Below are 26,181 nucleotides of genomic sequence, written 5' to 3' on the forward strand. Positions count from 1 at the left end.
GCGAAGGATTACTTGATCGTCTTCCCGTCCGCCCCAAACCGGTATGTCTTACCCGGCTCCGGCGTTGCATACAGCGTCGCACCTGGCTCGGCGTCGTAGACACCGAAAATGCGGACCGTGATCAGCCCGGCCTTTTCGCAGTCGAGATAGAGGTTGGTGTCGGCGCCGAGATGTTCGGCATGCACCACCGTTCCCTTCCACGCGCCGGACCTTGGATCCACGGTCAGATGCTCCGGCCGCACGCCGATCGTCTTGGCCGTCTCGCCCAATCTGGCGCCGTCGATGAAATTCATCTTCGGCGAGCCGATAAAGCCGGCGACGAACTCGTTTGCCGGCGAATTGTAAAGCTCCATCGGGCCGCCGATCTGCTCGATCTGGCCGGCGTTGAGCACGACGATCTTGTCGGCCAGCGTCATCGCCTCGACCTGGTCGTGGGTGACGTAGATCATCGTCGCCTTCAGCCGCCGGTGCAGCTGCGCGATCTCGAGCCGCGTGTTGACGCGCAGCGCTGCATCGAGGTTCGACAAGGGCTCGTCGAAGAGAAACAGTTTTGGCTCACGCACCACGGCGCGGCCGATGGCGACGCGCTGGCGCTGGCCGCCCGACAGTTCCGCCGGCCGCCGCTCGAGATACGGTTCCAGCGACAGCATCGACGAGGCGACGCCGATGCGGCGTTCGATCTCCGGGGCGGGCGTGCCGGCCTGCTTGAGGCCGAGGCCCATATTGTTCTTCACCGTCAGATGCGGGTAGAGCGCGTACGTCTGGAACACCATGGCGATGCCGCGTTTTGCCGGGGGCGTGGCCGAGACATCGGCGCCGTCGATCACCACCCTGCCGGAGGTCGAATCCTCCAGCCCGGCGATGACCCTGAGCAAGGTTGACTTGCCGCAGCCAGATGGGCCGACGAAGACGACGAATTCGCCGTCGGTCACTTCGAGGTTGATGCCTTTCAGCACCTCGACCGGCCCGAAGGCCTTCTTCACATTCTCGATTACCAGCGAGCCCACGGCTTCGTCCTTGTTCTAGAGTTTGCCCTACTAGAGCTTAACTGGGGCGCCGCTGCGCACGCTCTCATCGGCGGCAAGGCAGACGGCGAGCGATTTCACCGCGTCGTCCAGGTGGCGGGTCAGGTCGATGTCTTCCCGGATCGCCTTCAGCACGAAGGCCTGTTCGAGGTCGCAGAGGTCCTGGTGGCCGGGTTCGCCGTCCATCGACAGCATCTCGTCCGGCCTGGCGAACTTGCCGTCCGCACCCGTCGCAGCGCTGTGCAGGCGGATGGTCGAGGTCTTGGTGTGGGTGTCGATGTCGTCCGACTTCACACCTTCCTTCATGACGATCGACACGCAGCCATTGGGCGACATCACGTCCTTCACGAAGAACGCCGTTTCCGAAATCATCGGTCCCCAGGCAGCTTCGTACCAGCCGACCGAGCCGTCGTCGAACAGCACCTGGAGATGGCCGTAATTGTACATTGTCGGCGCGATCTCCTCGGTCAGCCGCAGCCCCATGCCGCGCACCTCGACCGGCCTGGCGTCGGTGATCTGCAGCATCACGTCGAGATAGTGCACGCCGCAATCAACGATCGGCGACGTCGTCTGCATCAACTGCTTGTGCGTCTGCCAGGTCGGGCCTGACGATTGCTGGTTGAGGTTCATGCGAAACACGTAAGGGCCGCCGAGCTTGCGCGCCTCGGCGATCAGCCTGACCCAGGACGGGTGGTGGCGCAGGATGTAGCCGATCACCAATTTTCGGCCGTTGGCCTTGGCCGCGGCGACGACGCGCTTGGCGTCCGCCACCGTCGTTGCGAGCGGCTTCTCGACGAAGACGTGGCAGCCGGCCTCGAATGCCTTCACCGCATAGTCGGCATGGCTGTCGGAATAGGTGGCGATGCAGGCGACATCCGGCTTTTCATCGCGCAACGCGTCGTCGAAGGAGCGCCTGATGCCATAGCCCGACAGCCCGTCCGGTAACGGCACGTCGGAGCGGTTGATCAGGGCCGCGATCTCGAAGCCCGGATTAGTGTGGTAGGCCAGCGCATGGCTACGCCCCATATTACCGAGGCCTGCGACGACGACGCGAAGGGGCGATTTAGAGGTCACCTAACTACTCCAGATGTTCCAGTTGTTCCTTCTGAGAGGGTGTCACCCCACCCGGCGCTTCGCGCCGACCTCCCCATCGAGGGGAGGTAGGACGTTGGCGCGAACACCCTCACTGCCAAAGAAGCTTCTCCGAAAGTCGCCCTTTGGCGGTCGTGAATGAAGCCACGACCTTTTACCTCCCCTTGATGGGGAGGTCGGCGCGCAGCGCCGGGTGGGGTGAAGGCTCCAGCAGAGATTTGTAGGGCTCCGCTCACTTGACGGCTCCGGATGTGATGCCGCGGATCAGCTGCCGCGAGAAGATGACGTAGAGGGTCAGCACCGGCATGATCGCCAGCGAGAGTGCGGCCAGGATGGCGTTCCAGTTGGTGACGAACTGGCCGAGGAACAACTGCGCGCCGAGCGTCACCGTCTTGGTCTCTTCCGACGGCGCCAGGATCAGTGGGAACCACAGATCGTTCCAGATCGGGATCATGGTGAAGACGGCGACCGTCGCCATCGAGGGCCGCACCAGCGGCAGCACCAGCCGGAAGAAGATGGTGTATTCCGACAGGCCGTCGATCCGGCCGGCATTCTTCAGATCGTCGGACACCTGCTTCATGAATTCCGACAGGATGAAGACGGCCAGCGGCAGCCCCTGCGCGGTGTAGACCAGGATCAGCGCCGTCAGCGTGTTGACCAGCCCGCTCGCCACCATCAATTGCAGGATGGCGACGGTGCCGAGCCGGATCGGGATCATGATGCCGAGCGCGAGGTAAAGCCCCATCAGCGTGTTGCCGCGGAAGCGGTATTCCGACAGCGCGAACGCCGCCATCGCGCCGAACAGAAGCACGAAGAACAGCGAGGCGACGGTGACGACGAGGCTGTTCTGAAAATAGTGGATGAAGTCGCCCTGCCCGATCACGGTGGTATATCCGATCAGGTCGAAGGTCTTTGGCGTCGGCGGCGTCAGCGGTTCGCTGAAGATGCCGGCGCGGGACTTGAACGAATTCATGATGACCAGGATCACCGGAAACAGCGCGATCGCCGTGTAGGTCAGCAGGATCGCGTGGGCGCCGATGGTGCGGGGCAGCGAACGAGTGGCGGTGCTCATTGGAAGGTCTCCTGACGAGCCAAGGCAGGCGAGGTTGGCGCCAAGGCACCCCCCTCTGTCCTGCCGGACATCTCCCCAGCAAGGGGGGAGATCAGATGCCGCGACTGCTTTCGCCAATCGCCAACGTTGCAAGACGAGCGGCAAGGCCAGAGCTGCCAATCTCCCCCCTTGCGGGGGAGATGGCCGGCAGGCCAGAGGGGGGTGTTCAAGCTCGACATCTCGCCCCTCTAAAACTGGTAGCGACGCAGGCGCGTCTGGACGAGGAAGAGGTAGACGCAGACGCCGCCGAGGATGATCAGGAACATCATCGTGGCGATCGCCGCGCCCATATTGGGATCGCCGGTCTGCAGCTGAAAGCCGAAGAAGGCGCGGTAGAGGAAAGTGCCCAGAATATCGGTCGAATAGTTCGGGCCGGCGAGCGCCCCTTGCGCGGTGTAGATCAGGTCGAAGGCGTTGAAATTGCCGACGAAGGTCAGGATCGAGATGATGCCGATCGACGGCAGGATCAGCGGCAGCTTGATCTTCCAGAACTGCGACATGCCGGTGATGCCGTCACATTCGGCCGCCTCGATCACCTCTTCGGGGATCGACAAAAGGGCTGCATAGATCAGCATCATCGGGATGCCGACGAACTGCCACACCGAGATCAGGCTGAGCGCGGTCAGCGCATATCGCTCCTTGCCCAGCCACGGCGTGAACAGGCTTTTCAAGCCGACCAGGTCCATCAGATGCGGCGCCACGCCCCATAACGGCGACAGGATCAGTTTCCAGGCGAAGCCGACGATGACGAAGGACAGGATGGTCGGCACGAAGATCGCGGTGCGGTAGAAGGCGGCGAATCTCAGCCTCGGGCTGGACAGCAATGCCGCTAGCATGACACCGATCGGGTTCTGCACCACCATGTGGATGATGAAGAACCAGGTATTGTTCCGCAGCGCGTTCCAGAAGCCGACCGACCAGTTGGGGTCGCCGAACAACGTACGGAAATTAGTGAAACCGACGAACACCTGATGCTGATCGACATTGCGGAACAGCGACAGCTGCAGCGTGCCGGCGAGCGGCAGGATCATGATCGCCGTATAGACCAGCAGCGCCGGCGCCAGGAAGACGCCGATATGCCAGCGGAACGGTCGTTTCGGTCGTGTTTGTGCGGCCATGAGTGCGGTCCCCGCCGAGGTTTAGCAATGCCTTCGACGGCAGCGCTGCCCCCTCACCCTTACCCTCTCCCCGTGAAGGACGGGGAGAGGGGGCGCCTGCGTTTCGGCTGATCCTTCTCCCCGTCACTATACGGGGAGAAGGTGCCGGCAGGCGGATGAGGGGCGGCGCCGTCGTTCGCAGTCGATGATGCTTTCGAAAAACGCAGGGCCGTCCACTTGGGGCCCTGTCTGTCTCTGAGCTTACTTGCCCGGCTTGTACCAGCTGTCGAGGCCGTCCTGCAGCTTCTTGGCGGCAGCTTCCGGCGTGTCGGTGCCGTTGATGACGTTGGCCGATTCAACCCAGGTTTCGTTCTCGAGGTTCGGCGTGCCGCGCGACAGGATCTGGTAGGTCGAGCGGATCGTCGACTTGCACTTGTCGCGCCAGGAGACGAATTCCTGCGCCAGCGGGTCTTCCATCTTCACCGGGGTGGAATTTAGGCTGAAGAAGCCCGGCAGTGCGTTGGCGTAGATGGTGGCGAAGTCCGGCGAGGCGACCCAGGACAGAAAGGTCTTGGCCGCGTCGGCATTCTTCGACGCCGCATTCAGGCCCATGCCGATATCGGTATGGTCGGAGATGTAGCAGGTGTCGCCGGCCTTCTCGACCGGCGGCGGGAAGGCGCCCATCTTGAACTGCGCCTGGGTGTTGAACAGGCCGATCTCCCACGATCCCGCCGGGTAGATGGCGGCGCGGCCAAGCGTGAACAGGTTCTGGCTGTCCGGATAGGTCTGGGCCTCGAAGCCGTCGCCGAGATAAGGCTTCCACTTGGCCAGTTCCTCATAGGGAGCAACCCAGTCCTTGTCGGTCAGCTTCTGGTCGCCCTTGATCAGCGCTGCGCGGCCCTCTTCGCCCTTCCAGTAGTTCGGACCGATGTTCTGATAGCCCATGGTCGCGGCTTCCCAGAGGTCCTTGGTGCCCATGGCCATCGGGATGTAGGTGCCGTCGGCCTTGATCTTGTCGAGCGCGGCGAAGAACTCGTCACGCGTCGTCGGCACCTTGAGGCCGAGCTTGTCGAAGGCGTCCTTGTTGTAGATGAAGCCGTGAATGACCGAGGCCATCGGCACGCAGAAGCTCGCCTTGCCGTCGTCGGTCTGCCAGGCGGCCTTGGCAACGGGCGAAAAGTTTTCCATGCCGGGCAGCGCCGACAGGTCGGCAAGGTTGCCCTTCTTGAACAGTTCGAGCGACTTGTCGAACGGGCGGCAGGTGATCAGGTCGCCAGCCGAGCCGGCGGCGAGCTTGGCGCCGAGTGCGGCGTCATACTCGGTCGGCGCCGACGGTGCGAACACCACTTTGATGCCCGGGTTCTTGGCCTCAAAGGCCGGGATCAGCTTGTCCTTCCAGATGGCAAGGTCGTCGCCGCGCCAGCTTTCGATATTGAGCGTTACGTCATCGGCGTGAGCCAACCCGGCGGTGCCGAGAATGCTGGTGCCGAGAAGCAGTGCCGTCAGTAATTTCGTTGTCATGCTAGTCTCCCTGTTGACCTTTTTCAGGTTCGGTTTTGAGAACAGGGGCCTTCACGCCCTTGTTCCCCTCGATCGCGGAAAGGGCTGGCCGCAGCTTCTGGCCGGTCCCTTCCAGTATCTTCTCGGCCGCAACGGCGTTGGCAGCGCCGGCGGCGAGCAGAATGGCTGTCTTGACGACGCCGCCGCTCGCTTCGAGCAGCCGCACGGCGTCTTGCCGGTCGCGGCCGCTGATAGCGGCGACGATGCGAGCCGCGCGGTCGCGCAGCTTGATGTTGTCGGCGGTGAGATTGACCATGTAGCCGTCATGGACATGGCCGAGATGAATGGCGGTAAGCGTCGACAGCATGTTGAGCGCGATCTTCTGGGCAGTGCCGGCGCCCATGCGCGTCGAGCCGGCAATCACCTCCGGTGGCGTCTCGAGCAGGATGGCGACGTCGGCCAGCCTGAGCAGGGGCGTGTCCTTGTTGTTGGCAATGGCGATGGTTGCCGCGCCCCGGCTGCGCGCATCCTTCAGCGCCTGCACCGCATAGGGCGTCGAGCCGCTGGCCGAAATCGCGATCAGGCAGTCGCCCTTGCCGATGCCGGCGCCGGCAATTGCCGTCGAGGCTTCGTCGGTGTCGTCTTCCGGTCCGCCGGCCAGGGTCTTGAAAGCGTCGTCGCCACCGGCGATGAGGATGGCGATGCGTTCGCGCTTGATGCCGAAGGTGCCGGGCAACTCCAGCGCGTCGGCCAGCGCCATCAGGCCGGAGCTGCCGGCCGCAGCATAGGCGAGCTTGCCGCCGCCGTTCAGCCGCCCGGCGATGATTTCGGCTGCGGCGGCGATGGCGGGAATGGCGTCGCGCACAGCCTTGGCGGCCTCGATCTGCGCATTGACCAAAGAAGAAAGGATGGCGTCCGGGGCCTGGATGTCCAGTCCCTCGGCATTGCTGTGAAGCGCTTCGGTGCGCGGTTCGGCCATCCCTGTCCCTCCGATGGAAGAACAATACCAACAAAATACCACTTGTCCACACGCATTAACGAAATTGCGAACTGGAAATCGTTGAGCCGGCAAAATTCCCCGGTTTTTCAACCTGATGCGCCTTAATCTTTTTGAAACGGAAATTAATCCCTTGGCTATTGGTATTTTATTGGTATTATTCGCCCGGAGGAGACATCGCGTGAAATTCGTGCTCGGTATCGACGGCGGCGGCACCAGCTGCAGGGCAGCCCTTGCGACAGGCGATGGCGTTGTCATTGGCCGTGCCAAAAGCGGCGCCGCCAACATCCGCACCGATCTCACCGGCGCTCGCACCCACATCGTCGAGGCTGCTCGCCAGGCCTTCATCGCCGCCGGGCAAGATCCGGACCTGATCCCGCAGACACCAGCCATTCTCGGCCTTGCCGGCGCCAATGTCGGCACCTATCGCCAGCAGCTTGAAGCGATCCTGCCGTTCAGCATCAGCCGCGTCGAGACGGACGCCGAGATCGCGCTCGAAGGGGCAGTCGGCTCTGGTGACGGCGCCATGGCCATCCTCGGCACCGGCACCGCCTATATGGCGCGCAAGGGCGGCACGTCGCGCGCCATCGGCGGCTGGGGCTTTCAGGTCGGTGATCAAGGCAGCGGCGCCCGGATCGGCCGCGACCTGCTGGAGCAGACGCTGCTCGCCCATGACGGCGTCCGGCCGCGCTCAGCCCTGACCGACAGCATGATGGCCATTTTCCGCAACAATCCCGAAGACGTGGTCGAGTTCACCACCAATGCCAAGCCCGGCGATTTCGGCGGCTTCGCGCCCAAGGTTTTCGAGCATGCCGAGAAGGGCGACAGCGTCGCCAACTGGATCGTGGACAAGTCGGTTGCCGATGTCGAGGCGTCGCTCCACGCGCTCGACCTCTCTGATGACGCCCCGCTCTGCCTGCTCGGCGGGCTGGCGCCGCTCTATGGGCCGCGCCTTTCCCAGCGCTACCAGGCGCTGCTGAAAGCGCCGCTCGACGATGCGCTGGGCGGCGCCGTGCAGATGGCGGCCCGCATCTTCGTCAAAGCGGAGGCGACGCGATGAGCGATGCCGCCGACCAGATCTTCGCCACGCTGAGGCAGTCGTCGCAGAGCGGCGCCCCGCTCTACCTGCAGCTCAGGAAAAGCATCGAGGACGCCGTCAATCGCGGCCTGATCGGGCCGGGCGATGCGCTGCCTTCCGAGCGCGACATCGCCACCAAGGCCGACATTTCGCGCGTCACCGTCCGCAAGGCGGTGCAGGACCTGGTCAAGGGCGGCATCCTCGTGCAGCGCCACGGCTCCGGCACCTTCGTGGCGCCGCGCATGGAGCGCGTCGAGCAGTCGCTGTCCAGGCTCACTTCATTCACCGAGGACATGGCAAGGCGCGGCATGGCGGTGCGTTCAGCCTGGCTCGACCGCGACCTCTACCCGCCCTCGCCCGACGAGATGATGGTGCTCGGCCTGTCCTCGAACGAGCTGGTGGCGCGCGTGGCGCGCCTGCGCATCGCAAACGACACGCCGCTGGCCATCGAGCGCGCCTCGTTGTCGGCCAGCGTGCTGCCGGATCCGGCCGGGATAGGCTCGTCACTCTATGCGGCGCTGCAACTGACCGGCAACCGGCCGGTGCGGGCGGTGCAGCGCATTTCCGCCGCCAATCTCGGCGACGCCGATGCGCGTCTGCTCGAAGTGCCATCCGGCATTGCCGGCCTGCACATCGAACGCATTTCCTATCTCGCGAGCGGCAAGGTGATCGAGTTCACCCGCTCCATCTACCGCGGCGACGCCTATGATTTCGTCGCCGAACTGCGCCTGACAGGGCCGAGCGAAGAGGGCCGACCATGATCCCCAAGACCACCCATATGCGGCGCGAGATCGACGAAATTCCGCAAGCCGTCGCGCGTCTGCTCGATGGCTCGGCGGCGGTGCTGACCGAGGCCGGACGCGGCATTCGCGAGCGCGATCCGAGCTTCGTCGTTACCGTCGCGCGCGGTTCGTCCGACCATGCCGCCACCTTCATGAAATATGCCGTCGAACTGACCGCCGGCCTGGCCGTGGCATCGGTCGGTCCGTCGATCGCCTCGATCTACGGCGCCAAGCTCAAGCTCGCCGGTTCGGCTTGCCTCGCCATCTCGCAATCCGGCAAGAGCCCTGACATCGTCGCCATGGCCGAGACGGCAAGGGCCGGCGGTGCGCTCACCGTCGCCATCACCAACACCGCCGATTCGCCGCTGGCGCGGGCTTCGGATTTTGCCATCGACATTCTGGCCGGCCCCGAGCGCAGCGTCGCGGCGACCAAGACATTCGTCAATTCGGCGGTCGCCGGCCTGGCGCTGATGGCGCATTGCACCGGCGACGACAGACTGCTGGCCGCCCTTGCCCGCCTGCCCGAGCATTTCAGCAAGGCGATCGCCTGCGACTGGATGGCGCTGGCCGGCGCATTGGAGACGCCGCAATCGCTGTTCATCCTCGGCCGTGGCCCGTCGGCAGCGATGGCCGACGAGGCGGCGCTGAAATTCAAAGAGACCTGCGGCATGCATGCCGAGGCCTACAGTGCAGCCGAAGTCATGCACGGCCCGCTGGCGCTGGTCGGGCCAGGCTTCCCGGTGCTGGCGCTCGCCGCCCGCGATGCCTCCGAGCCGTCCGTGGCAGAGGCTGCCGACAACCTTGCCGGCAAGGGTGCAGCAGTTTTTGTAACCTCGGACAAAGCCAAGAGCGCGGCGCGGCTGCCGCATGTCGCCACCGGTCATCCCTTGACCGACCCGCTGACGCTGATCGTCTCCTTCTACGGCTTCGTCGAAGCCTTCGCCCGCCATCGCGGCCTCGATCCGGATGTACCGCGCAATCTGCGCAAGGTGACGGAAACCGTATGAGCGACCGTTTTGCCCTGACTGGCGCCCGAATTTTCGATGGCGACGACTGGCATGATAACGCCGCCCTTGTCGTGCACGGCGATGTGGTCGAAGGCATTCATCCCGTCGGCGCCATTCCGTCGGGCGTTGCCCGCATCGACGCCGGGGGCGGCATGCTGGTGCCGGGTTTTGTCGACCTGCAGGTCAATGGCGGCGGCGGCGTCATGCTCAACGACCATCCCGATGTCGCCTCGCTGGCAACAATCTGCCGGGCGCATGCGCCGTTCGGCACGACCGCACTGCTGCCGACGCTGATCACAGATACGCCTGACATCACCGCCGCGGCCATTGCCGCCGGCACCGGGGCGGCACGGCAAAAACTGCCGGGATTTCTCGGCCTGCATCTCGAAGGGCCGCATCTCTCCGTCGCCCGCAAGGGCGCGCATGAACCGGCGCTGATCCGGCCGATGACGGATGCGGATGAAGCGGCGCTGGTCGCGGCACGCAAAAACCTGCCGGTGCTGCTGACGACGATAGCGCCTGAATCCGTCGAGCCTGCCCGCGTTGCGGCCTTGGCCAAGGCCGGTGTGATTGTCAGCCTCGGCCATTCCGACACCGGCTACGCCACGGCCAGAGCCTTTGCCGATGCCGGCGCCAGCGTGGTCACACATCTGTTCAACGCCATGAGCCAGATCAGCAACCGTGAGCCGGGGCTGGCGGGTGCGGCCATCGACATAGGCAGTCTGTCGGCCGGGATCATCGCCGACGGCATCCATGTCGATCCCGCCACCATGGCAATCGCGCTGCGCGCCAAGCAGGGACCGGGCAAGATCGTGCTGGTTACAGACGCCATGGCGACGATCGGCACCGACATGACATCGTTCACCCTCAACGGCCGCATCATCTATCGCAAGGATGGCAGCCTGAGGCTGGCCGACGGCACGCTGGCCGGCGCCGATCTCGATATGATCTCGGCGGTTCGCTACGTCCACCGGATCGTCGGGCTGGACCTGTCGGAAGCGTTGCGCATGGCCTCGCTCTATCCGGCGCAGGCGGTCGGCCAGGCCCACCGGCTCGGCCGCTTCGCCAGTGGCACGGCTGCCGATATTGTCGCTCTGTCGGACGCCCTCGACGTCAACGGCGTCTGGATCGGCGGCGACAAGGTTTTTGCAGGCGCGGACAGTCCGCGCTAAAGTCCACCCATGCATGATGTCGACTGCGTTGTCGCCGGAGCCGGTGTTGTCGGCCTCGCCATTGCCCGCGCGCTGGCGCTGTCGGGCCGCGAGGTGCTGGTGGTCGAGAAGGCCGCAGCCATCGGCACGGGCACCAGTTCGCGCAATTCGGAAGTCATCCATGCCGGCATTATACGCCGGGCAGGCTGAAGGCCCGTCTCTGCGTCAACGGCCGCGAGCGTCTCTATGCCTATTGCCGCGAGCACGACGTCGCCCATCATCGCACCGGCAAACTGATCGTTGCCGTCGAACCCGACCAGTTGGACAAACTGCAGGCGATCCAGATCAACGCGGCGCAATGCGGAGTCGGTGACCTCAAGCTTTTGACGCGCGCAGAGGCCGAAAGCCTGGAACCGGCGCTGAGCTGCGCCGGCGCGCTGCTGTCGCCGTCGACCGGCATCGTCGACAGCCAGGCGCTGATGCTGTCATTGCGTGGAGACGCGGAAGCGGCCGGCGCATCTTTCGCCTTGCTCACCGTTGTCTCAGGCGCGAGCATCGAAGCCGACGGCATCCGGATCGACACGCGCGACGCCGATGGCGAGGGTTTCACCTTGAAGACCGGCGCCTTCATCAACGCCGCCGGCCTCGACGCGCAGGCGCTCGCCGGCCGCATCGAAGGCCTCCCGCAAGACCGTGTTCCGCCGCTGTGGCTGGCGCGCGGCAATTATTTCGCGCTTTCCGGTCGCTCGCCCTTTTCGCGGCTGATCTATCCGGTGCCAGTCCATGGCGGCCTCGGCGTGCATCTGACCCTCGACATGTCGGGGAGCGCGCGCTTTGGCCCGGATGTCGAATGGATCGATCGCGTCGACTATACCGTCGATCCCGCACGAGGCGCTGCCTTCTACGACGAAATCAGGCGCTACTGGTCCGGCCTGGCGGACGGCGCCCTGCAACCGGCATATGCCGGCGTCAGGCCGAAACTGTCCGGTCCAGGCCAGCCGGCCGCCGACTTCGTCATCCGGGGACCGGCTGACCACGGGGGCGGCCAGATCGTCAATCTGTTCGGCATCGAGAGCCCTGGCCTTACCGCCAGCCTCGGCATCGCAGAACATGTCGTTGGGCTTTTATATCCGCAATGACGGGCGTTTCCTGAAACGTCGGGCAGGCGCATACCATGAAACCTTTTGATATGGAGGTCGTTGTCGGGGCATATGTCCGAGGCAAAACCCAAATCGAAACCGGCCGACGGCATCGAAGCGCGCGATGCCACGAAGTCGCGTCGGGAAAAGCCGTCACGGCAAACGCGCGGAGATGGACCGCGCGAGGACACGCCGCGCGAGAAAAAAGCATCGGCCGCCGAAGCCGCGTCCGAGCCCGTTGGCGAGGCTGCGCCGCCGCCGGATGCCGTCGAACCCGATCCCAAGCTGACGCCGGAGCAGGCCGAGCAGGCGCGCAAAAAATATCTGCTGCGGCGTTTCTGGATCAGCGGGCGCGGCTATTGGGGGAGGCATGGCGACAAGCTCGCCTGGCCTTTGACGATCGGAGTGCTGCTGCTGATCTGCATCAACATCGGTTTCCAGTATGGCATCAACGTCTGGAACCGCTCGATGTTTGATGCCCTCGAGCAGCGCAACGCCCGCACGGTCTATCTCCTCAGCGCCGTATTCGTGCCGCTGGTGATCTGCAGCGGCAGCCTTGTCGTCGCGCAGGTCTATCTGCGCATGACGATCCAGCGCCGCTGGCGTTCCTGGCTGACCACCGGGGTCGTCGCGCGCTGGCTGGCAAACGGCCGCTACTACCAGCTGAACCTCGTGGGCGGCGACCACCAGAACCCCGAGGCCCGCATGACCGAGGATCTGCGCATCGCCACCGAGTCGCCGGTCGATTTCACCGCCGGCGTCCTCAACGCGTTCTTGTCGGCCTCGACCTTTATCGTCGTGCTGTGGACCATCGGTGGCGCGCTCACCCTGCCGGTCGGCGGTGAGAGCATCACCATTCCCGGCTTTCTGGTCATCACCGCGATCATCTATGCCGCCATCACCTCGACCTCGATGGTGGTCATCGGCCGCGACTTCGTCCAGCTCTCCGAGCGGAAGAACCAGGCGGAGGCCGAACTGCGCTACACGCTGACGCGCGTGCGCGAAAACGGCGAAAGCATCGCCTTGCTGGGAGGCGAGGACGAGGAGCGCAGCGGCATCGACAGGAATTTCGGCCATGTGCTGAGGCAATGGGCGCTGCTGACCGGACAGCACATGCGCACGGCGGCGGTGTCGCAGGGATCGAGCCTGTTTGCGCCGGTCGTGCCGATCCTTTTGTGCGCGCCAAAATTCCTCGAAGGCTCGATGACGCTTGGCGAGGTGATGCAGGCGGCGTCTGCCTTTGGCATCGTGCAAGGCGCGTTCGGCTGGCTGGTCGACAACTATCCGCGCCTCGCCGACTGGAACGCCTCCGCGCGGCGCATTGCCTCGCTGATGATGTCGCTCGACGGGCTCGAGCGCGCCGAGCAGAGCGATGCGCTCGGACGCATCAACCGGGGCGAAGCGGAAGACGGCGCCATCCTCAGCCTCGACAATCTTTCCGTGACACTCGACGACGGCACCTCCGTGGTCAAGGAAACCGAGGTCGTGATCGAGCCGGGCGAGCGGGTGCTGGTTTCAGGCGAATCCGGTTCAGGCAAGTCGACGCTGGTGCGGGCCGTCGCGGGCCTGTGGCCATGGGGCGGCGGCAGCGTCAATTTCCACACCGACAGGCGCCTGTTCATGCTGCCGCAACGCCCCTACATCCCTTCCGGAACGCTTCGCCGCGCGGTCGCCTATCCCGCGGCGGCGGACAAGTGGACCATCAAGCAAATCAAGGCTGCCCTCGACAAGGTGGGGCTTGGCTATCTCACCGGCAGGATCAAGGAAGAGGCGCCATGGGACCAGACGCTGTCGGGCGGCGAAAAGCAACGCCTCGCCTTCGCGCGCCTGCTGCTGCATCGCCCCGATATCGTGGTGCTGGATGAAGCGACTTCGGCGCTCGACGAGAAGAGCCAGGACACGATGATGTTGACGGTGATCCGCGAACTGCCTGACGTCACCATCATCAGCGTGGCGCATCGTGCGGAGCTCGAAGCTTTCCATAGCCGCAAGATCACCCTGGAGCGGCGGGAGGGCGGCGCCAAGCTCGTCAGCGACGTCGACCTCATCCCGCGCAAGCGCAAACGCAGCCTGCTGAACCGCGCTTTGTGGGGTTCCAGCACTCGGGTGAAAAAGCCGCGCAGGTAAAAGGCGCCACTGCCGAACCGCGAACAGAGATGTCCAGGCGAAGCGCTTGGGCAAAGACATTAGCCGGCTATGGATTAGCCGTAGAGACCCTTGTAGGTCTCGCGCAGCAGGTTCTTCTGCACCTTGCCCATCGTGTTGCGCGGGAGCTCGTCGACGAAGATCACCTGCTTCGGATGCTTGTATTTGGCCAGCTGGTCGGCAATGGCGCCAACGATCTCGGCCCCGGTGATCTGCGATGCCGGCGCACGCACCACGACAGCGGTGACGCCTTCGCCGAAATCGGGATGGGCAATTCCGATGACGGCACTTTCCAAGACGCCGGCAACCGCGTCGATCTCGCTCTCGATCTCCTTGGGATAGATGTTGTAGCCGCCGGAGATAATGAGATCCTTGCCGCGGCCGACGATGTGGACGTAGCCGTCCGCGTCGATGATGCCGAGGTCGCCGGTGATGAAGAAGCCGTCCTTGCGAAACTCCGCCTTGGTTTTTTCCGGCATGCGCCAATAGCCGGAAAAGACATTCGGACCTTTGACCTCGATCATGCCGACTTCACCCTGGCCAAGCGCATCGCCGCTGTCAGGGTCGGCGATGCGCAGCGAAACGCCGGGCAGCGGGAAACCGACCGTGCCGGCCCGACGCTCGCCCTCATAGGGGTTCGACGTGTTCATATTGGTCTCGGTCATGCCGTAGCGCTCGAGAATGTCGTGGCCGGTGCGCTCGCGCCAGGCCTTGTGCGTTTCGGCGAGCAGCGGCGCCGAGCCGGAAACGAACAGGCGGATGTTCTTCGCCGCCTGGACATCCAGCCCGTCCTGCTGCAGGAGCCTTGTATAGAAGGTCGGCACGCCCATCAGCACTGTCGCGCGCGGCAAGAGCGAGACGATGCGGGCGCCGTCGAACTTCTGCTCGAACAGCATCGAGGCGCCGGCCATCAGGGTGACGTTGGTGGCGACGAACAGGCCATGCGTGTGGAAGATCGGCAGGGCATGGATCAGCACGTCATCCCCGGTGAAACGCCATTGCTCGACCAGCACGCGCGCATTGGAGGCCAGGTTTTCGTGGCTGAGCATGGCGCCCTTGGAGCGTCCGGTGGTGCCCGATGTGTAAAGGATTGCGGCCAGATCGTCCGGCCCGCGCGCCACGGCGTCGAAATCCGTGGGCTGTTGTGCCGCCAGTTCGGTCAGCGAGCCCTCACCATTGCTGCCAAGCGTGAAGGTGGCAGCACCCGACGCCTGCGCCAACGGCGCGATAGCGCCGGCGCGGGCCGGGTCGCAGACGACCAGCCGCGGCTCGGCATCACCGAAGAAATAGCCGAGTTCGGCCAGCGTGTAGGCGGTGTTGAGCGGCAGGAAGACCGCGCCGGCGCGCAGGCAGGCGAGGTAAAGGAAAATGCATTCGGGGCTTTTTTCGACCTGCACGGCAACGCGGTCGCCCGGCTCGACGCCGAAATGCCTCAGCGCATGTGCCAGCTGTGCCGATTGCGCCAGCATGTCGCCATAGGCGATCGCGCGTCCGTCATCGGTCGCCATCAGGATGCGCTCGGAGGCTGAAATCCGGCTGCGGAACGCGTCGAACAGGTGATTGGTCATGCGCCTTCCCTAGAGCATGATGCCGAAAAGTGTGAAGCGGTTTTCGGAGGACATCATGCTCTACCCTTTGATTTAGAGCCGGATGATTCCAGGTCGATTCGGCCTGAAATTCATCCGGCTCTAGCGCATGGCCTTGGAACAAAGGAAACGATTTCGCCTCCGTCCGGCAAAAACGTGAAATCGGGTTTGCCGCCGATCAGATGAAGGCAAGCGGACTTGGATAACGGGCGATTTTGGATAGCGGGCGGATTTTGGATAGCGGACCGGAAGCGCTTCTATCTGCGACTGCGCAGCGCCTTGGTGGCGCTCACGCGTGGATCGCCGCTGTCGTTGAAGCGCTCCATGCACATGGCTGCCGTCAGACGGTAGTGGCTGAGGAGGGCTTCAACGGCGCCATCGGCATCGCCATCCACCGTGCGCTCCGCAATCAGCCGATGTTCACTGATTTCGTCGCGCTCGCTGCCGTCCTGGGAGATCAGCCGGTAGCGGGAGGCCTGATCCGAAAGCTGGTCGCAAAAGCCGGTCAGCCAATGCGAGCGGCAGCCTGCGATCAGTGCCCGATGGAAGGCGCGGTGCAGCTTTTCCCATTCCGGATTGTTCGAGGACGGATCCTCCGGCAAGCGGCGCGGGGCACGCGCCAGGCGATGCAAGGCCAGCACGAGCTGCTCTTCCCATTCGCCGGTGCGGTTGGCAATGGATTCACGCAGGGCCCGCTCTTCCAGCCAGCAGCGAGTGCGCGTCAATTCCTCAAGTTCCGGGGCACTGACCGGCATGATGAAGAAACCGCGCTGGTCGTGGCGGCCGAGCAGGCCTTCCGAAGCAAGTCGGTTGAGGGCCTCGCGAACCGGTGAGGCGCCGGCGCCGTAACGGGAAACCACCCATTCGACACGAAGCTTGCTTTCACTTTCAAACACGCCGCGCAGGAGATCGTCGCGAAGCTGTTGATAGACCGTACTAGCGAGTGTGCTCTTGGGTCCCGCGCCTTCGCTCACATCGGCAGATCCGTAGGTCAATACGACTCCTGTAGCTCTCCCATGCTCCGCTAGCCCGTTCGCGAAGCAAACGATTTCCCCTGTAAATTTACTGTAACTCCTAAGGCATCCGCCCCTCAAGCGAAAGATCACGATATTCGACTTAAAGAGGAAGGTTGACCGCATCTTATCCGCCGGAAGTAACTAAAATCGTGGAAAACTTGTTCTTCTGAAGAAAGTTTGTCTGCCAGCATGGCAGGTGCCCTCGAGAAACAGCTTCGAGATCCCGAATACGGATAATTTTTTCTTAACGCGCGTCATGCCGCCGGATTGACCTCTCCCCGCATGCAGATCCCTTCGGCAGTTATCCACTAGATTTATGGGCCAAAACTAGTGCCGGATGCCGCGATCCTGTCGCTTGCCGCGATGCCCTTGCGGCTGCCACCCGTTGACGGCTTTTTGGGAGATCGAAGGATCAGGCAGGGAGATCAGGCCGAGGAGAACCGACCAGCCGGGAACTTGCCCTGGAACTGATGTCAGCCGGCAGCCCGGTCGGCCGCGGTTCGGATGGCTTCTATATTGGCCCGGTAGGCTTCGACGCTGCCGCCCTTGAAGATGGCGGCGCCTGCCACCAGCACATCGGCGCCGGCTGATGTGACCAGGGGGGCGGTTTCCGGCGACACGCCGCCGTCGATCTCGATGCGAATCGGCCGGTTGCCGATCAGCGCTTTCACCCGCTTGACCTTGTCGACCATGGCCGGGATGAAGGCCTGGCCGCCAAAGCCCGGATTGACGGTCATGATCAGGATCAGGTCAAGCCGGTCGAGCACATATTCGATCGCACTTTCCGGCGTCGCCGGATTGAGCGATACGCCGGCCTTCTTGCCGAGACCCTTGATGGTCTGAAGCGAGCGGTCGAGATGCGGTCCGGCCTCGGCATGCACGGTCATGCCGTCGCAGCCGGCATCGGCAAAGGCGGCCAGATAAGGATCGGCCGGCGCAATCATCAAATGGCAGTCGAAAAAGGCCTTGGTGCGGTTGCGGATGGCCTTGATCACCGGCGGGCCGAAGGTGATGTTGGGCACGAAATGCCCGTCCATCACGTCGAGATGGATCCAGTCGGCGCCGGCCGCCGTCACCGCCTCGACCTCGTCGCCGAGCTTCGAGAAATCCGACGCCAGCACCGATGGCGCGATCAGGGTCTTCCTGCTCATGATGCGGCCCCTTTGGGCGCCCTGTTTGCGGGCGCGGCCTTGACGACTGCTAGAGCAATTCCAGGAAAAGTGGGAACGGCTTTCCGTCCGGAATTGCGTGAAAACAAAGAGATAGAGCGGTTCGGCGTTTCCACGAAACGATGAACTGCTCTAGACCATGATCCCGAAAAGGGAAAGTCGGTATTTGCTGCGCCCGGCAGCGGGTTCGGCGAATACCTGGCCGCCCGATCGCCGCAGCGCGCCCAAGGAAAACCCCGCCGGATCGCTCCGACGGGGCTCTGAATTTTGACTCGTATCCAGATCCTATGGCTTGAAGTTGGCCGCCGGATCCCTTTGCGGCTGTACCTGCGTCTGCGGCGTGCGCTTCGGTATGAACTGCTGAAGGACACCTGGATTGAGCAACAGGGTCGGATCGAGCGACGGCTGCTGCCGGATGGCTCTGCAGTTCGGGAACCGACCAACGGTGCCTTCGGGGCAGCGCCGCCTGATGATCGGCACGCACTGGCCGCCGACCATCTGCGAGCCCGGGGCGCAGTCTCCCACCTGCGGCCTCGGCTTGCGGCATGCGCCGTCGATCACCTGGGTGCCGCGCGGGCAAACACACTCGCCGCGCTTGTTGTGCACCTGGCCGCGTATGTCGCACTGTTCCAGCACAGGCTTCTTCTGCCGGCAGGCATTGCCTTGCACCTCGGTACCCCGCGGGCAGACACAATTGCCGTTGGCGTCGTGGACCTGGCCGCGGATCGAGCACTGCTCGGGCTTCGGCCGGATCGGCCGGCAGACCTTGCCCCTGACTTCTGTGCCGTCCGGGCAGACGCAATCGCCATTGGCGTTTTGGATCTGACCACGGATCGAGCATTGTTCAGGCTTTGGCCGGATCGGCCGGCAGGCTCCATTGCGCACCTCTGTCCCACGCGGGCAGACACAATCGCCATCGGCGTCATGAACCTGGCCGCGTATGCCGCACTGCTCGGGCTTCTGCTTGTCGCGCACGCAGGCATTTGCCTGTCGGTCGAGATGCGTACCTTCCGGGCAGTAGCAGCCATTGCCGTCCGACGTCGGGACCGAACCGGGGATGGTGCAGCCAGGCTTGTCGGTCTTGACGCAAGCGCCGTTCTCAAGCTCGGTTCCGCGCGGGCAGACACAGCGTCCATCCTCGGTGCGGATCTGGCCCTTGAGCAGCACGCAGGGCCTCGGATCCTTCGGCTGGATGATGACGCCGCCGTCGGGCGAGCACTGGCCGTTGCGGAACGTCGTGCCTTCCGGACACACGCACCGGCCGGCATCGTTCATGACGAAGCCTGGCGAGCATTCCTTCTTCACCTCGCGCTTGATGGTGAACGGATGGCAGGCATAGGCCTTGCCGCGATCGCCCTGGACGTTGGTCAGGTCGCCGGGCAGTACGTCGCCGCCGCCTTGCACCCTGGTGTCGGGAGACAAGACGCCGACGCAGTTCTGGCCGCTGACGTTGCCCCGCAGATTGACCAAGGGAGCGTCGGGAAGGACCACGGTGACCTTGTGCACATGGCTTTCCCCGGCGCCGAGCGTCAGGTTGGCAATGCAGGTCAACGGCAAGGTCGTCGGTTCGGGCGAGCAGCCGAAGGGCGGTTCGATCGAGGTGATCGCGACGCCTTGCAGCCGCCCCAGCCCGTCCACCCCGATCGCATCGCCGATGCGGACCGGACCGGAGAAGGCGGTCTGGCCATCATTGGTGATGGTGATCTCGAACGAGCAGGGTTGCCCCGGCTGGCACTCGGCATCGCCGGTCTTCTTGACGCTGATGGTGGACGTGCCGCCGCCCTTGGCGCAGGCCTGGCCGATCGGGTAGACGACGTCGTCTCCAGGGGCCGGGCCGTATGAGCCGCGTGCGCAGTTCTCGAACGCGCCATTGGCCAAGACCGTCACGTCGAAGTGCCTGGAGGTTCCGGGCGTCATCGCGGCGCCGGGTATCTGGCATGACAGCGCATTGGCCGGAACCGCTCCGCAGGCCCATTCCGCACCGTCGGGTGTGACGGTCTGGATCTGGACCGGCGCGCCACCCGATATCAGCGTGGCAGCATCGTTGACCCGCACCGGACCGGTGGGGGCAGAGGTGCCAAGGCTGATGACGGTGATGCGGCAGGAAACCACCGCCGCACCGGCGAGCGAGCCATTGCAGACCTTGGTGATGCGTAGGGTCGGCTTGCCGCCATTGGGATGACGGAAGCGTTCCTTGGCGCAGGCCTTGTTGTTGGTGAGGTCGACCTCACCGGGGACGGGCTTCAGCGCCGCGCAGTTCTCGACCGAATCCGACTGGTAGCCGGCCGGCATGACCGCCCTGACGACGATCGGCGTCGAGGCGCCCGGCATCAGCACGATGCCTGCATTGTCGCAGCGGAACTGGCCGGGACCGTTCGGTCCGCATGTCCAGGGCGGAGACGGGCCGAAGGTCGAAGAGGCCGGCGCGCCGCCCGGGTAATTGTCGATAACCGTCAGCGGCCCATTATAGGGGACGCTGCCATTGTTGATGATGTCGATCACGAAGTAGCAGATGCCGTCGGGTGTGCAGACCGGGATGCGGGCACGCTTCTTCAGGATCAGGTCGACCTTCTTGTCGACCGGGGGCCGGCAATCGCGGTCGCGGTCGCCACGCCGGCAGATCGGGATCGAGGCACAGCCGCGATCGTTCTGCTGGCTGCCGAACAGCGGCTTGCCGCTGGCGCCGTAATTATAGGTGGCGCAGTTGCGCAGCGCGCTGCCTTGCCAACCACCCGCCGGCTTGAAGCCGAGCTTGAGGTTGATGGAGGCCCCCGGATTGAGCGTGGTCACCGGATAGGTGCACGTCATCGGGGTCACGCCGGGCATGCATACCCAGGGCGGATTGGGCCCTGAATCCAGAGTCGAGCCGGCCGGCAGCGTCACCTCGTCGAGCACGATCTTGCCGTGATACGGCCCGTCGCCGACATTGGTGACCTTGATGGTGAAGTCGCAGCCGCCCCCCATTGTGCAACGCGTCACGTCGGCGCGTTTCTCGACCTTGAGGTCCGGTTCCTTGTCCTTGGGGGGACATCTCAAGTCACGCGGGATGACGATGTCGATGGTCTGCGTGCAGCATAGTCCCCAACCCTCCTTCGGGCCGGCATAGGTCTCGATGCCGGTGACGATGAGGTGGATGACGTCGCCGGGCGATGCACCGACGATCTTCCAGTTCAGCACACCGCCGCCCGCCGCCACCAATTGCGTGTCGGGGATGATGGTGATGCCTGGGGTCGTCGTCGATACCTGCACCCATTTTCCGCCCATCTCCGGGCCGACAGGCATGTGGTAGATGAACGCGCCGCCGCCTTGCACGCAATCGACCGTGCCGCGCTCCACCTTGAAACATTGCCGGTCGGGAGGCGGAGGCCGCTTGTCACAGTTGGTGAGGTCGATCTTGATCGAGGTCTTGGCCCCGGTCTTGTAGTCGCCGTCGTCGGGCTTGCCCGGATCCTGCGACGGGATGATGGCCCCCGTGCCGACGCCCGGCGTCACCTTGATCATGCCCTGGTTGTCGACGATGGTCGGCGAAGGAAACGCCGCATGGTCGATCTTGGCGGTGATCTTGAAATTGATGACGCGTTCATTGCCAGCCCCGGCGCCGTCGAGATCGGTGGTGGAAATCCGGAAATCGGAGACCGTTGCCGTATCGTTCGGATTAGCCGAGGTGCTGATTGTCGCACCCGGCAGCGGTCCGCCAGACGCATCCGTGCCGTCGCCGGACACGTTGACGTTGACGATCGCAAGACCGTGCGGAAGCTGATCCTTGAAGTCGAGTTGGAGTTTCTTCAGCCTGGCCGAAAAGCTTGGGTCGGCAAAGCCTTGCGGGTCGCCGCGCAGGCCAAAGCTCAGGGAGTAGACGACGTAGTCGCAGCTCCTCTGTGTGCCTGTTTTGGTGAAGAACGGCACGATCCGTTCCGGCCTCGGATTGACGATTTTTGAATTGTCCAGGTCGAGCCGCAGTTCCGGAGTGATCGGGACTGCATCTTCGGCGTGGCTTGCCACAGGGGTGAACATGGCGACCGCGATACCGGCCGCCATCAGCCAGCGCGCGCCGCGCCTGGCATATGACAGGGGTTTCATGATGGTCTCCATGACGGTTGGCTGCTTGCCGGTGGATTGACTGCTGTTCGCGGTCGGGGAAAGTGCGAGATTTTTCATCTTCCCCTCCTCAACGTTCGCAGCTGACGGCTGGGGTTCTGAGCGGCAAAGTCATCTTGCAGCAAGGGTAGTAGCCACCCTTGTCCTTGTCGGACTGCCTGTAGAAGCAAAGTCCAACATCGACTCTGTCGCCCGGAGAATGGCCGGTGATGTCGACCGTGTAAGGCTTACCGGGAGCATGCGACTGGGGTGATGTCACCCCGACGCCTGGTGTCCTGGACTTTGTCTCACTGGAAGGCTGGACCTTGATCGAATCGCCGCCAAAGCCGGCATGGTCATGGAGATAGAGGTCGGCCTGGAGGCCGCGAGGCGTGCAGTAGAACTGAACATCCTCGACATCGATGCACGGAGGCAGATCGCCGGGCGGTGGGAAGTCCGGCGGATAGAACGGCGGCAGATAACCGCCGGGGATCTCTTCATAATAGCCGGCACGGCCTTCGCAGGGGTGCCAGACCTCGACGTCGCCGACATGGCCTTCCACTTCTGGGTCTTCGAAATAGCCGTCGAAGTCGACGAACCACGAGCCGAAAGGCGGCACGTTGGCCGGCTTGACCAACGGCGTCGGCGTGATCTGCACGCCGTGCACGGCAAGCGGCCCGCCGGCGGCGAGCTGGTCGGCAAGTGTCGGGTTGTCGCGCAGCTTGTCGCCGGTGTTGACCAGCGTGTCGGTGCACACGCCGGTGTCGAGATTGCCGTCGGCGTCATAGCCATATTGCAGGTCGAGCCCACCGGCCGACAGCCGGTTGCCTTGCGGGAAGCCGACCGCATATTCCTGCGGCTCTTCCACCCAGACCGATTCCGTTGCCGGATCGTCCGGGTTTTCGCGCCAGTAGCGGATGACCTCGCCCTTGCCGGAATCGGCGAACTGGCTGTAATCGTAGCGATTCTCGACCGGGCCGCGCTGCGCCAGATACATGAAACCCTGGTTGTCGAAGGCGATGTCGGTGACGGCGTAGTCCTTGTCGGCCTTGACCGTCAGCTCCCAGCGCGGATCACCGGCAAAGCTGCCATCGCGGGCAATGCCAACCGACCAGATCTCGGCCTTTTCGCCGACCGAATAATAGAGCCGGCCGCCATGATAGGCGACGGACCAGACGCGGCGTTCGTCCTGCGTGTAGCCCCATGTGTCGGGGTCTTCCGAGTCGAAGGCAGCACCCTGTATGTCCATCACCGCACCGTCATCGGCGACGGGAGCCAGCCCATGCGCCGGCCGCCCGGCAACGCCGTGATCGAATGTGTCGATCAGCGTGCCGTTGGCATCGAGGCGGTGGATGAGGCCGGTGTCGAGATCGCTGGCGAAGAACTCGCGGTGATTGCTGTCGAAGCTGATGTCGCCGATGCCGGAACCGCTGTTGGTGTCAATGTCGGCGAATTTGGAGACCGCGCCGGTGATGCCGTCGATCTTCCAGATCGTGCCCGGACCGCCACCGCTTTCGGTGCCGAACTGGCCGTCCATGAAGACGGCGCCTGCGGTTCCGCGGCGCTGTCGCTCGGGCCGACCGTCGGCATCTTCGTCCGGGGTGACAATACGGATGCCGTGCAGGGAGGTAGCGCCGGCATAGAGGTTGGGGACGCCCGAGGGAACGCCGTCGCGCACACCGTCATCATAGGTGATGGCGAACACCTGGCCGATCTGTTCGGCCGTCACCTCGAAGGGCGGCGGTGTGTAGACGAGCTGGCCGGAAGCCAGTCCGCCGAGCGCCGAAACGTCGAAGACGCGCAAGGTGGCGCGCGTCGTGTCGATGAAGGTTTCGTCGACCGGGTCGACGCCGGGCGGCAGCCCCCCCCTTTCGGAATCGGCAGAGTCGAAATTGGGAATGACGGTGCCGGAAAATCCGGTGACCGCCATCGAGCCGGGATAGATGATCTGGGTTTCCTGCGCTTGGGCGGCTGTGTCCAACCAGAGCGTGGCGCTCAGCGCCAGGGCAAGCAAACCGCCGGCCAGATGGAGCGAACGGCGCAAACCGCCGCTTGGAGACGACATGGACGCGCCGCGATCGCAGGACATAAAACTCCCCCCGAAGTTTTCGGGAGGAACATCCGGTCCGGCCGCGCGAAACAGGGCAAGGCGCGGCGTTCCGGCACGTTCGTCCCTGATCGAATTGTCTGCTTTCCTCATCTTCACGATACGCCTGCTCCTGCGCAGGGTCAACGGAATCAGCCGAAAGCCCAGCGCATCGACTCCATCCCGAAGGCGGTGGTCGCGCTGAGCTTGCGTTGGTCCCGGAGACCGTGGAGCCTCTGGGGTCCTGGTCATGGGGGCATCCTTTCCGGCCCGCACCATGCGGCGCCTGGTCGTCAGTCGCAGGCTGAAGAGGAAAGGTTCATGCAAAACGGCGGCCGGGTCTGTCCGCCATTTCACAGAGGCGCGGCCAATTCCTTGTGTCAACTCAAGGTGGAAAACAGTCTTGGCGCGCGAAAGACCGGCCGGCTTACTTACCGTCAGTGCCGGCTTCTGCTAGCGTCTTCCCAACCCTGGGGGGATCATGACACGCAGGCACTTCGTTCTCTTGCTGGCGGCGCTTTTTCCATGTGCGTTGCCGGTCCATCAATCCGTAGCCAAGACCTTGGTCTACTGCACCGAGGTTAGCCCCGATACGTTCGATCCCGCACTCGCCTCCGGATCCCGCGACGCCTCGGCCACCGCTCTCTACAACCGCATGGTCGAGTTCGAGCCCGGCACCACCAAGGTGCGCCCCGGCCTTGCCGAAAGCTGGGAGATTTCCGACGACGGCCTCACCTACACATTCCACCTGCGGCACGGCGTGAAGTTCCACAGCCTCGAGGGTTTTACGCCGAGCCGCGACTTCAACGCCGATGATGTGCTGTTTACCTTCGACCGGCAGGCCAACGCGCAGAACCCGTTCAACAATTACGCCAAACGCCAGTACATTTACTTCGACGGCATCGGCATGCCGGATCTTGTCGCCGGTTGGCGCAAGCTTGACGACCATACTGTGGTGATGACGCTGAAGGCGCCGCATTCGCCGATGCTTGCCGACCTGGCGATGGATTTCGCTTCGCTCGTTTCCAAGGAATATGCCGACAAGCTCGTCGCAGAGAAGCGGCTTCTCGATCTGGCGCTGAAGCCGGTCGGGACGGGTCCGTTCCAGCTTGTCGACTACCAGCAGGATGCAGTCATCCGCTACAAGGCCAATCCGGACTACTGGCGCGGCAAGCCGAAGATCGACGATCTCGTCTTCGCCATTGCCACCGATGCCAGCATTCGCATGGAAAAGCTGCGCGCCGGCGAATGCGATCTCATGCCCTATCCAAATCCGGCCGACCTGGAGGCGATCAAGGCGACGCCCGGAATCAAGGTCATGCAGCAGGAGGGCCTCAATACGGGATACCTCGCCTTCAACACCTTGCAGAAGCCCTTCGACGATCCAAGGGTGAGGAAGGCGATCGCCATTGCCATCGACACGCAGGCGCTGGTCGACGTCGTGTTCCGCGGCACCGGCGAAGTCGCACGCAATCCGCTGCCGCCAACCTCCTGGGCCTATGACAAGACGAGCCCCGATCATGTCTTCGACCCCGCTGCCGCCAGGCAGGGGCTCGCCGATGCCGGCGTAAAAGACCTGCACATGAAGATCTGGGCGATGCCGGTGCAGCGTCCGTATAACCCGAATGCGCAGCGTATGGCCGAAATGATCCAGTCCGACCTGGCAAAGATCGGTGTCACCGTGGAAGTCGTGACGTATGAGTGGACTGAATACCTTGCCCGCTCAAAGTCACGCGACCGCGACGGCGCCATGCTGTTCGGCTTCACCGGCGACAATGGCGACCCCGACAACTTCCTGTCGGTGCCGCTTGGCTGTGCCGGCGTCGGCACCACCAATCGTGCCAACTGGTGTTTTCCGGCCTTCGACGATCTGCTCAAGCAGGCAGCCGGGATCGTCGATCCCGCTGCCCGCGCAAAACTCTATTCGCAGGCGCAAACGATCTTCAGGGAGCAGATGCCGTGGGTCGCTATCGCCCACTCCGTGGTCTCGATCCCGATGCGCGAACAGGTGACGGGCTATGTCATGGACCCCTTTGATCACCACGATTTCTCGGGCGTCGATATCAAGGAATAGCGTTCGGTGTCNGCATCGCGCAGTTACTGCCTTACCTGGAACAGGCTGG

Annotated in this window: 17 protein-coding genes and 1 pseudogene; 7 read left to right on the forward strand and 11 right to left on the reverse strand. The window is 63.9% G+C overall.

The window, feature by feature from the left end; all coding sequences use genetic code 11:
• Positions 1–8: 8 nt before the first annotated feature.
• The 6 genes from X726_RS159895 to X726_RS159870 all read right to left on the reverse strand — a co-directional run bounded on the left by X726_RS159895 (position 9) and on the right by X726_RS159870 (position 6,804).
• Positions 9–1,007, reverse strand: a complete 999-nt coding sequence (locus tag X726_RS159895) for an ABC transporter ATP-binding protein (protein ID WP_023668840.1) — start codon at positions 1,005–1,007, stop codon at positions 9–11.
• Positions 1,008–1,037: 30 nt separating this feature from the next.
• On the reverse strand, positions 1,038–2,099 hold the full coding sequence (locus X726_RS159890; RefSeq protein ID WP_023668841.1) for a Gfo/Idh/MocA family oxidoreductase: 1,062 nt from the start codon (positions 2,097–2,099) through the stop codon (positions 1,038–1,040).
• Between the two features lie 250 nt (positions 2,100–2,349).
• Positions 2,350–3,189: a carbohydrate ABC transporter permease gene (locus X726_RS159885; RefSeq protein WP_023668842.1), complete on the reverse strand. Its 840-nt coding sequence runs from the start codon at positions 3,187–3,189 to the stop codon at positions 2,350–2,352.
• A 227-nt stretch (positions 3,190–3,416) separates the two neighbouring features.
• The gene (locus X726_RS159880) at positions 3,417–4,346 is read right to left on the reverse strand and encodes a sugar ABC transporter permease (RefSeq protein ID WP_023668843.1); all 930 of its coding nucleotides are present in this window, start codon (positions 4,344–4,346) and stop codon (positions 3,417–3,419) included.
• A gap of 240 nt (positions 4,347–4,586) precedes the next feature.
• Positions 4,587–5,846 carry an ABC transporter substrate-binding protein gene (locus X726_RS159875; protein WP_023668844.1) on the reverse strand — a complete coding sequence of 420 codons (1,260 nt, stop codon included), beginning with the start codon at positions 5,844–5,846 and terminating at the stop codon, positions 4,587–4,589.
• Position 5,847: 1 nt separating this feature from the next.
• Positions 5,848–6,804 carry an N-acetylmuramic acid 6-phosphate etherase gene (locus X726_RS159870; protein WP_023668845.1) on the reverse strand — a complete coding sequence of 319 codons (957 nt, stop codon included), beginning with the start codon at positions 6,802–6,804 and terminating at the stop codon, positions 5,848–5,850.
• 199 nt (positions 6,805–7,003) lie between these two features.
• Between X726_RS159870 and X726_RS159865 the strand changes: the two genes are divergently transcribed.
• From X726_RS159865 to X726_RS159845, 6 genes and pseudogenes are all read left to right on the forward strand, one after another.
• Positions 7,004–7,882, forward strand: coding sequence for an N-acetylglucosamine kinase (locus tag X726_RS159865; RefSeq protein ID WP_023668846.1), 879 nt, complete (start codon positions 7,004–7,006; stop codon positions 7,880–7,882).
• The gene (locus tag X726_RS159860; protein ID WP_023668847.1) at positions 7,879–8,661 is read left to right on the forward strand and encodes a GntR family transcriptional regulator; all 783 of its coding nucleotides are present in this window, start codon (positions 7,879–7,881) and stop codon (positions 8,659–8,661) included. The genes X726_RS159865 and X726_RS159860 overlap by 4 nt, the downstream gene beginning before the upstream one ends.
• Positions 8,658–9,689, forward strand: coding sequence for an SIS domain-containing protein (locus tag X726_RS159855; RefSeq protein ID WP_023668848.1), 1,032 nt, complete (start codon positions 8,658–8,660; stop codon positions 9,687–9,689). Before X726_RS159860 ends, X726_RS159855 begins: the two co-directional genes overlap by 4 nt.
• Positions 9,686–10,861: an N-acetylglucosamine-6-phosphate deacetylase gene (gene nagA, locus X726_RS159850; protein WP_023668849.1), complete on the forward strand. Its 1,176-nt coding sequence runs from the start codon at positions 9,686–9,688 to the stop codon at positions 10,859–10,861. Before X726_RS159855 ends, nagA begins: the two co-directional genes overlap by 4 nt.
• A 9-nt stretch (positions 10,862–10,870) precedes the next feature.
• Positions 10,871–11,979: pseudogene (locus X726_RS01000000166735) on the forward strand (NAD(P)/FAD-dependent oxidoreductase).
• Between the two features lie 72 nt (positions 11,980–12,051).
• Complete coding sequence (locus tag X726_RS159845; RefSeq protein ID WP_023668850.1) at positions 12,052–14,106, forward strand: ABC transporter ATP-binding protein/permease; 2,055 nt, start codon at positions 12,052–12,054, stop codon at positions 14,104–14,106.
• A 74-nt stretch (positions 14,107–14,180) separates the two neighbouring features.
• Here X726_RS159845 and X726_RS0134740 read toward each other — a convergent pair whose 3' ends face one another.
• From X726_RS0134740 to X726_RS159825, 5 genes are all read right to left on the reverse strand, one after another.
• Positions 14,181–15,692, reverse strand: coding sequence for a malonyl-CoA synthase (locus X726_RS0134740; protein ID WP_031214749.1), 1,512 nt, complete (start codon positions 15,690–15,692; stop codon positions 14,181–14,183).
• A 275-nt stretch (positions 15,693–15,967) separates the two neighbouring features.
• The gene (locus X726_RS159840) at positions 15,968–16,705 is read right to left on the reverse strand and encodes a GntR family transcriptional regulator (protein WP_023668851.1); all 738 of its coding nucleotides are present in this window, start codon (positions 16,703–16,705) and stop codon (positions 15,968–15,970) included.
• A gap of 494 nt (positions 16,706–17,199) precedes the next feature.
• Positions 17,200–17,877, reverse strand: a complete 678-nt coding sequence (rpe, locus tag X726_RS159835) for a ribulose-phosphate 3-epimerase (protein ID WP_023668852.1) — start codon at positions 17,875–17,877, stop codon at positions 17,200–17,202.
• A gap of 303 nt (positions 17,878–18,180) precedes the next feature.
• Complete coding sequence (locus X726_RS159830; protein WP_023668853.1) at positions 18,181–22,053, reverse strand: hypothetical protein; 3,873 nt, start codon at positions 22,051–22,053, stop codon at positions 18,181–18,183.
• 10 nt (positions 22,054–22,063) lie between these two features.
• Positions 22,064–24,337, reverse strand: coding sequence for a hypothetical protein (locus X726_RS159825; protein ID WP_031214750.1), 2,274 nt, complete (start codon positions 24,335–24,337; stop codon positions 22,064–22,066).
• A 202-nt stretch (positions 24,338–24,539) separates the two neighbouring features.
• On the opposite strand from X726_RS159825, the gene X726_RS159820 reads away from it, so the two are divergent.
• Positions 24,540–26,132: an ABC transporter substrate-binding protein gene (locus tag X726_RS159820; protein ID WP_023668855.1), complete on the forward strand. Its 1,593-nt coding sequence runs from the start codon at positions 24,540–24,542 to the stop codon at positions 26,130–26,132.
• The last annotated feature ends 49 nt before the right edge of the window (positions 26,133–26,181 follow it).

Source organism: Mesorhizobium sp. LSJC285A00 (genome assembly GCF_000503155.1).
In the GTDB taxonomy this organism is placed as follows: domain Bacteria; phylum Pseudomonadota; class Alphaproteobacteria; order Rhizobiales; family Rhizobiaceae; genus Mesorhizobium.

What these genes read in the sequence shown, in the direction of transcription:
- X726_RS159885 (WP_023668842.1), bottom strand. Translation starts at nt 3,189, where the DNA reads ATGAGCACCGCCACTCGTTCGCTGCCCCGCACCATCGGCGCCCACGCG.
- X726_RS159880 (WP_023668843.1), bottom strand. Translation starts at nt 4,346, where the DNA reads ATGGCCGCACAAACACGACCGAAACGACCGTTCCGCTGGCATATCGGC.
- X726_RS159875 (WP_023668844.1), bottom strand. Translation starts at nt 5,846, where the DNA reads ATGACAACGAAATTACTGACGGCACTGCTTCTCGGCACCAGCATTCTC.
- X726_RS159870 (WP_023668845.1), bottom strand. Translation starts at nt 6,804, where the DNA reads ATGGCCGAACCGCGCACCGAAGCGCTTCACAGCAATGCCGAGGGACTG.
- X726_RS159860 (WP_023668847.1), top strand. Translation starts at nt 7,879, where the DNA reads ATGAGCGATGCCGCCGACCAGATCTTCGCCACGCTGAGGCAGTCGTCG.
- X726_RS159855 (WP_023668848.1), top strand. Translation starts at nt 8,658, where the DNA reads ATGATCCCCAAGACCACCCATATGCGGCGCGAGATCGACGAAATTCCG.
- nagA (WP_023668849.1), top strand. Translation starts at nt 9,686, where the DNA reads ATGAGCGACCGTTTTGCCCTGACTGGCGCCCGAATTTTCGATGGCGAC.
- X726_RS159845 (WP_023668850.1), top strand. Translation starts at nt 12,052, where the DNA reads ATGTCCGAGGCAAAACCCAAATCGAAACCGGCCGACGGCATCGAAGCG.
- X726_RS0134740 (WP_031214749.1), bottom strand. Translation starts at nt 15,692, where the DNA reads ATGACCAATCACCTGTTCGACGCGTTCCGCAGCCGGATTTCAGCCTCC.
- rpe (WP_023668852.1), bottom strand. Translation starts at nt 17,877, where the DNA reads ATGAGCAGGAAGACCCTGATCGCGCCATCGGTGCTGGCGTCGGATTTC.
- X726_RS159830 (WP_023668853.1), bottom strand. Translation starts at nt 22,053, where the DNA reads ATGAAAAATCTCGCACTTTCCCCGACCGCGAACAGCAGTCAATCCACC.
- X726_RS159825 (WP_031214750.1), bottom strand. Translation starts at nt 24,337, where the DNA reads ATGGTGCGGGCCGGAAAGGATGCCCCCATGACCAGGACCCCAGAGGCT.
- X726_RS159820 (WP_023668855.1), top strand. Translation starts at nt 24,540, where the DNA reads ATGACACGCAGGCACTTCGTTCTCTTGCTGGCGGCGCTTTTTCCATGT.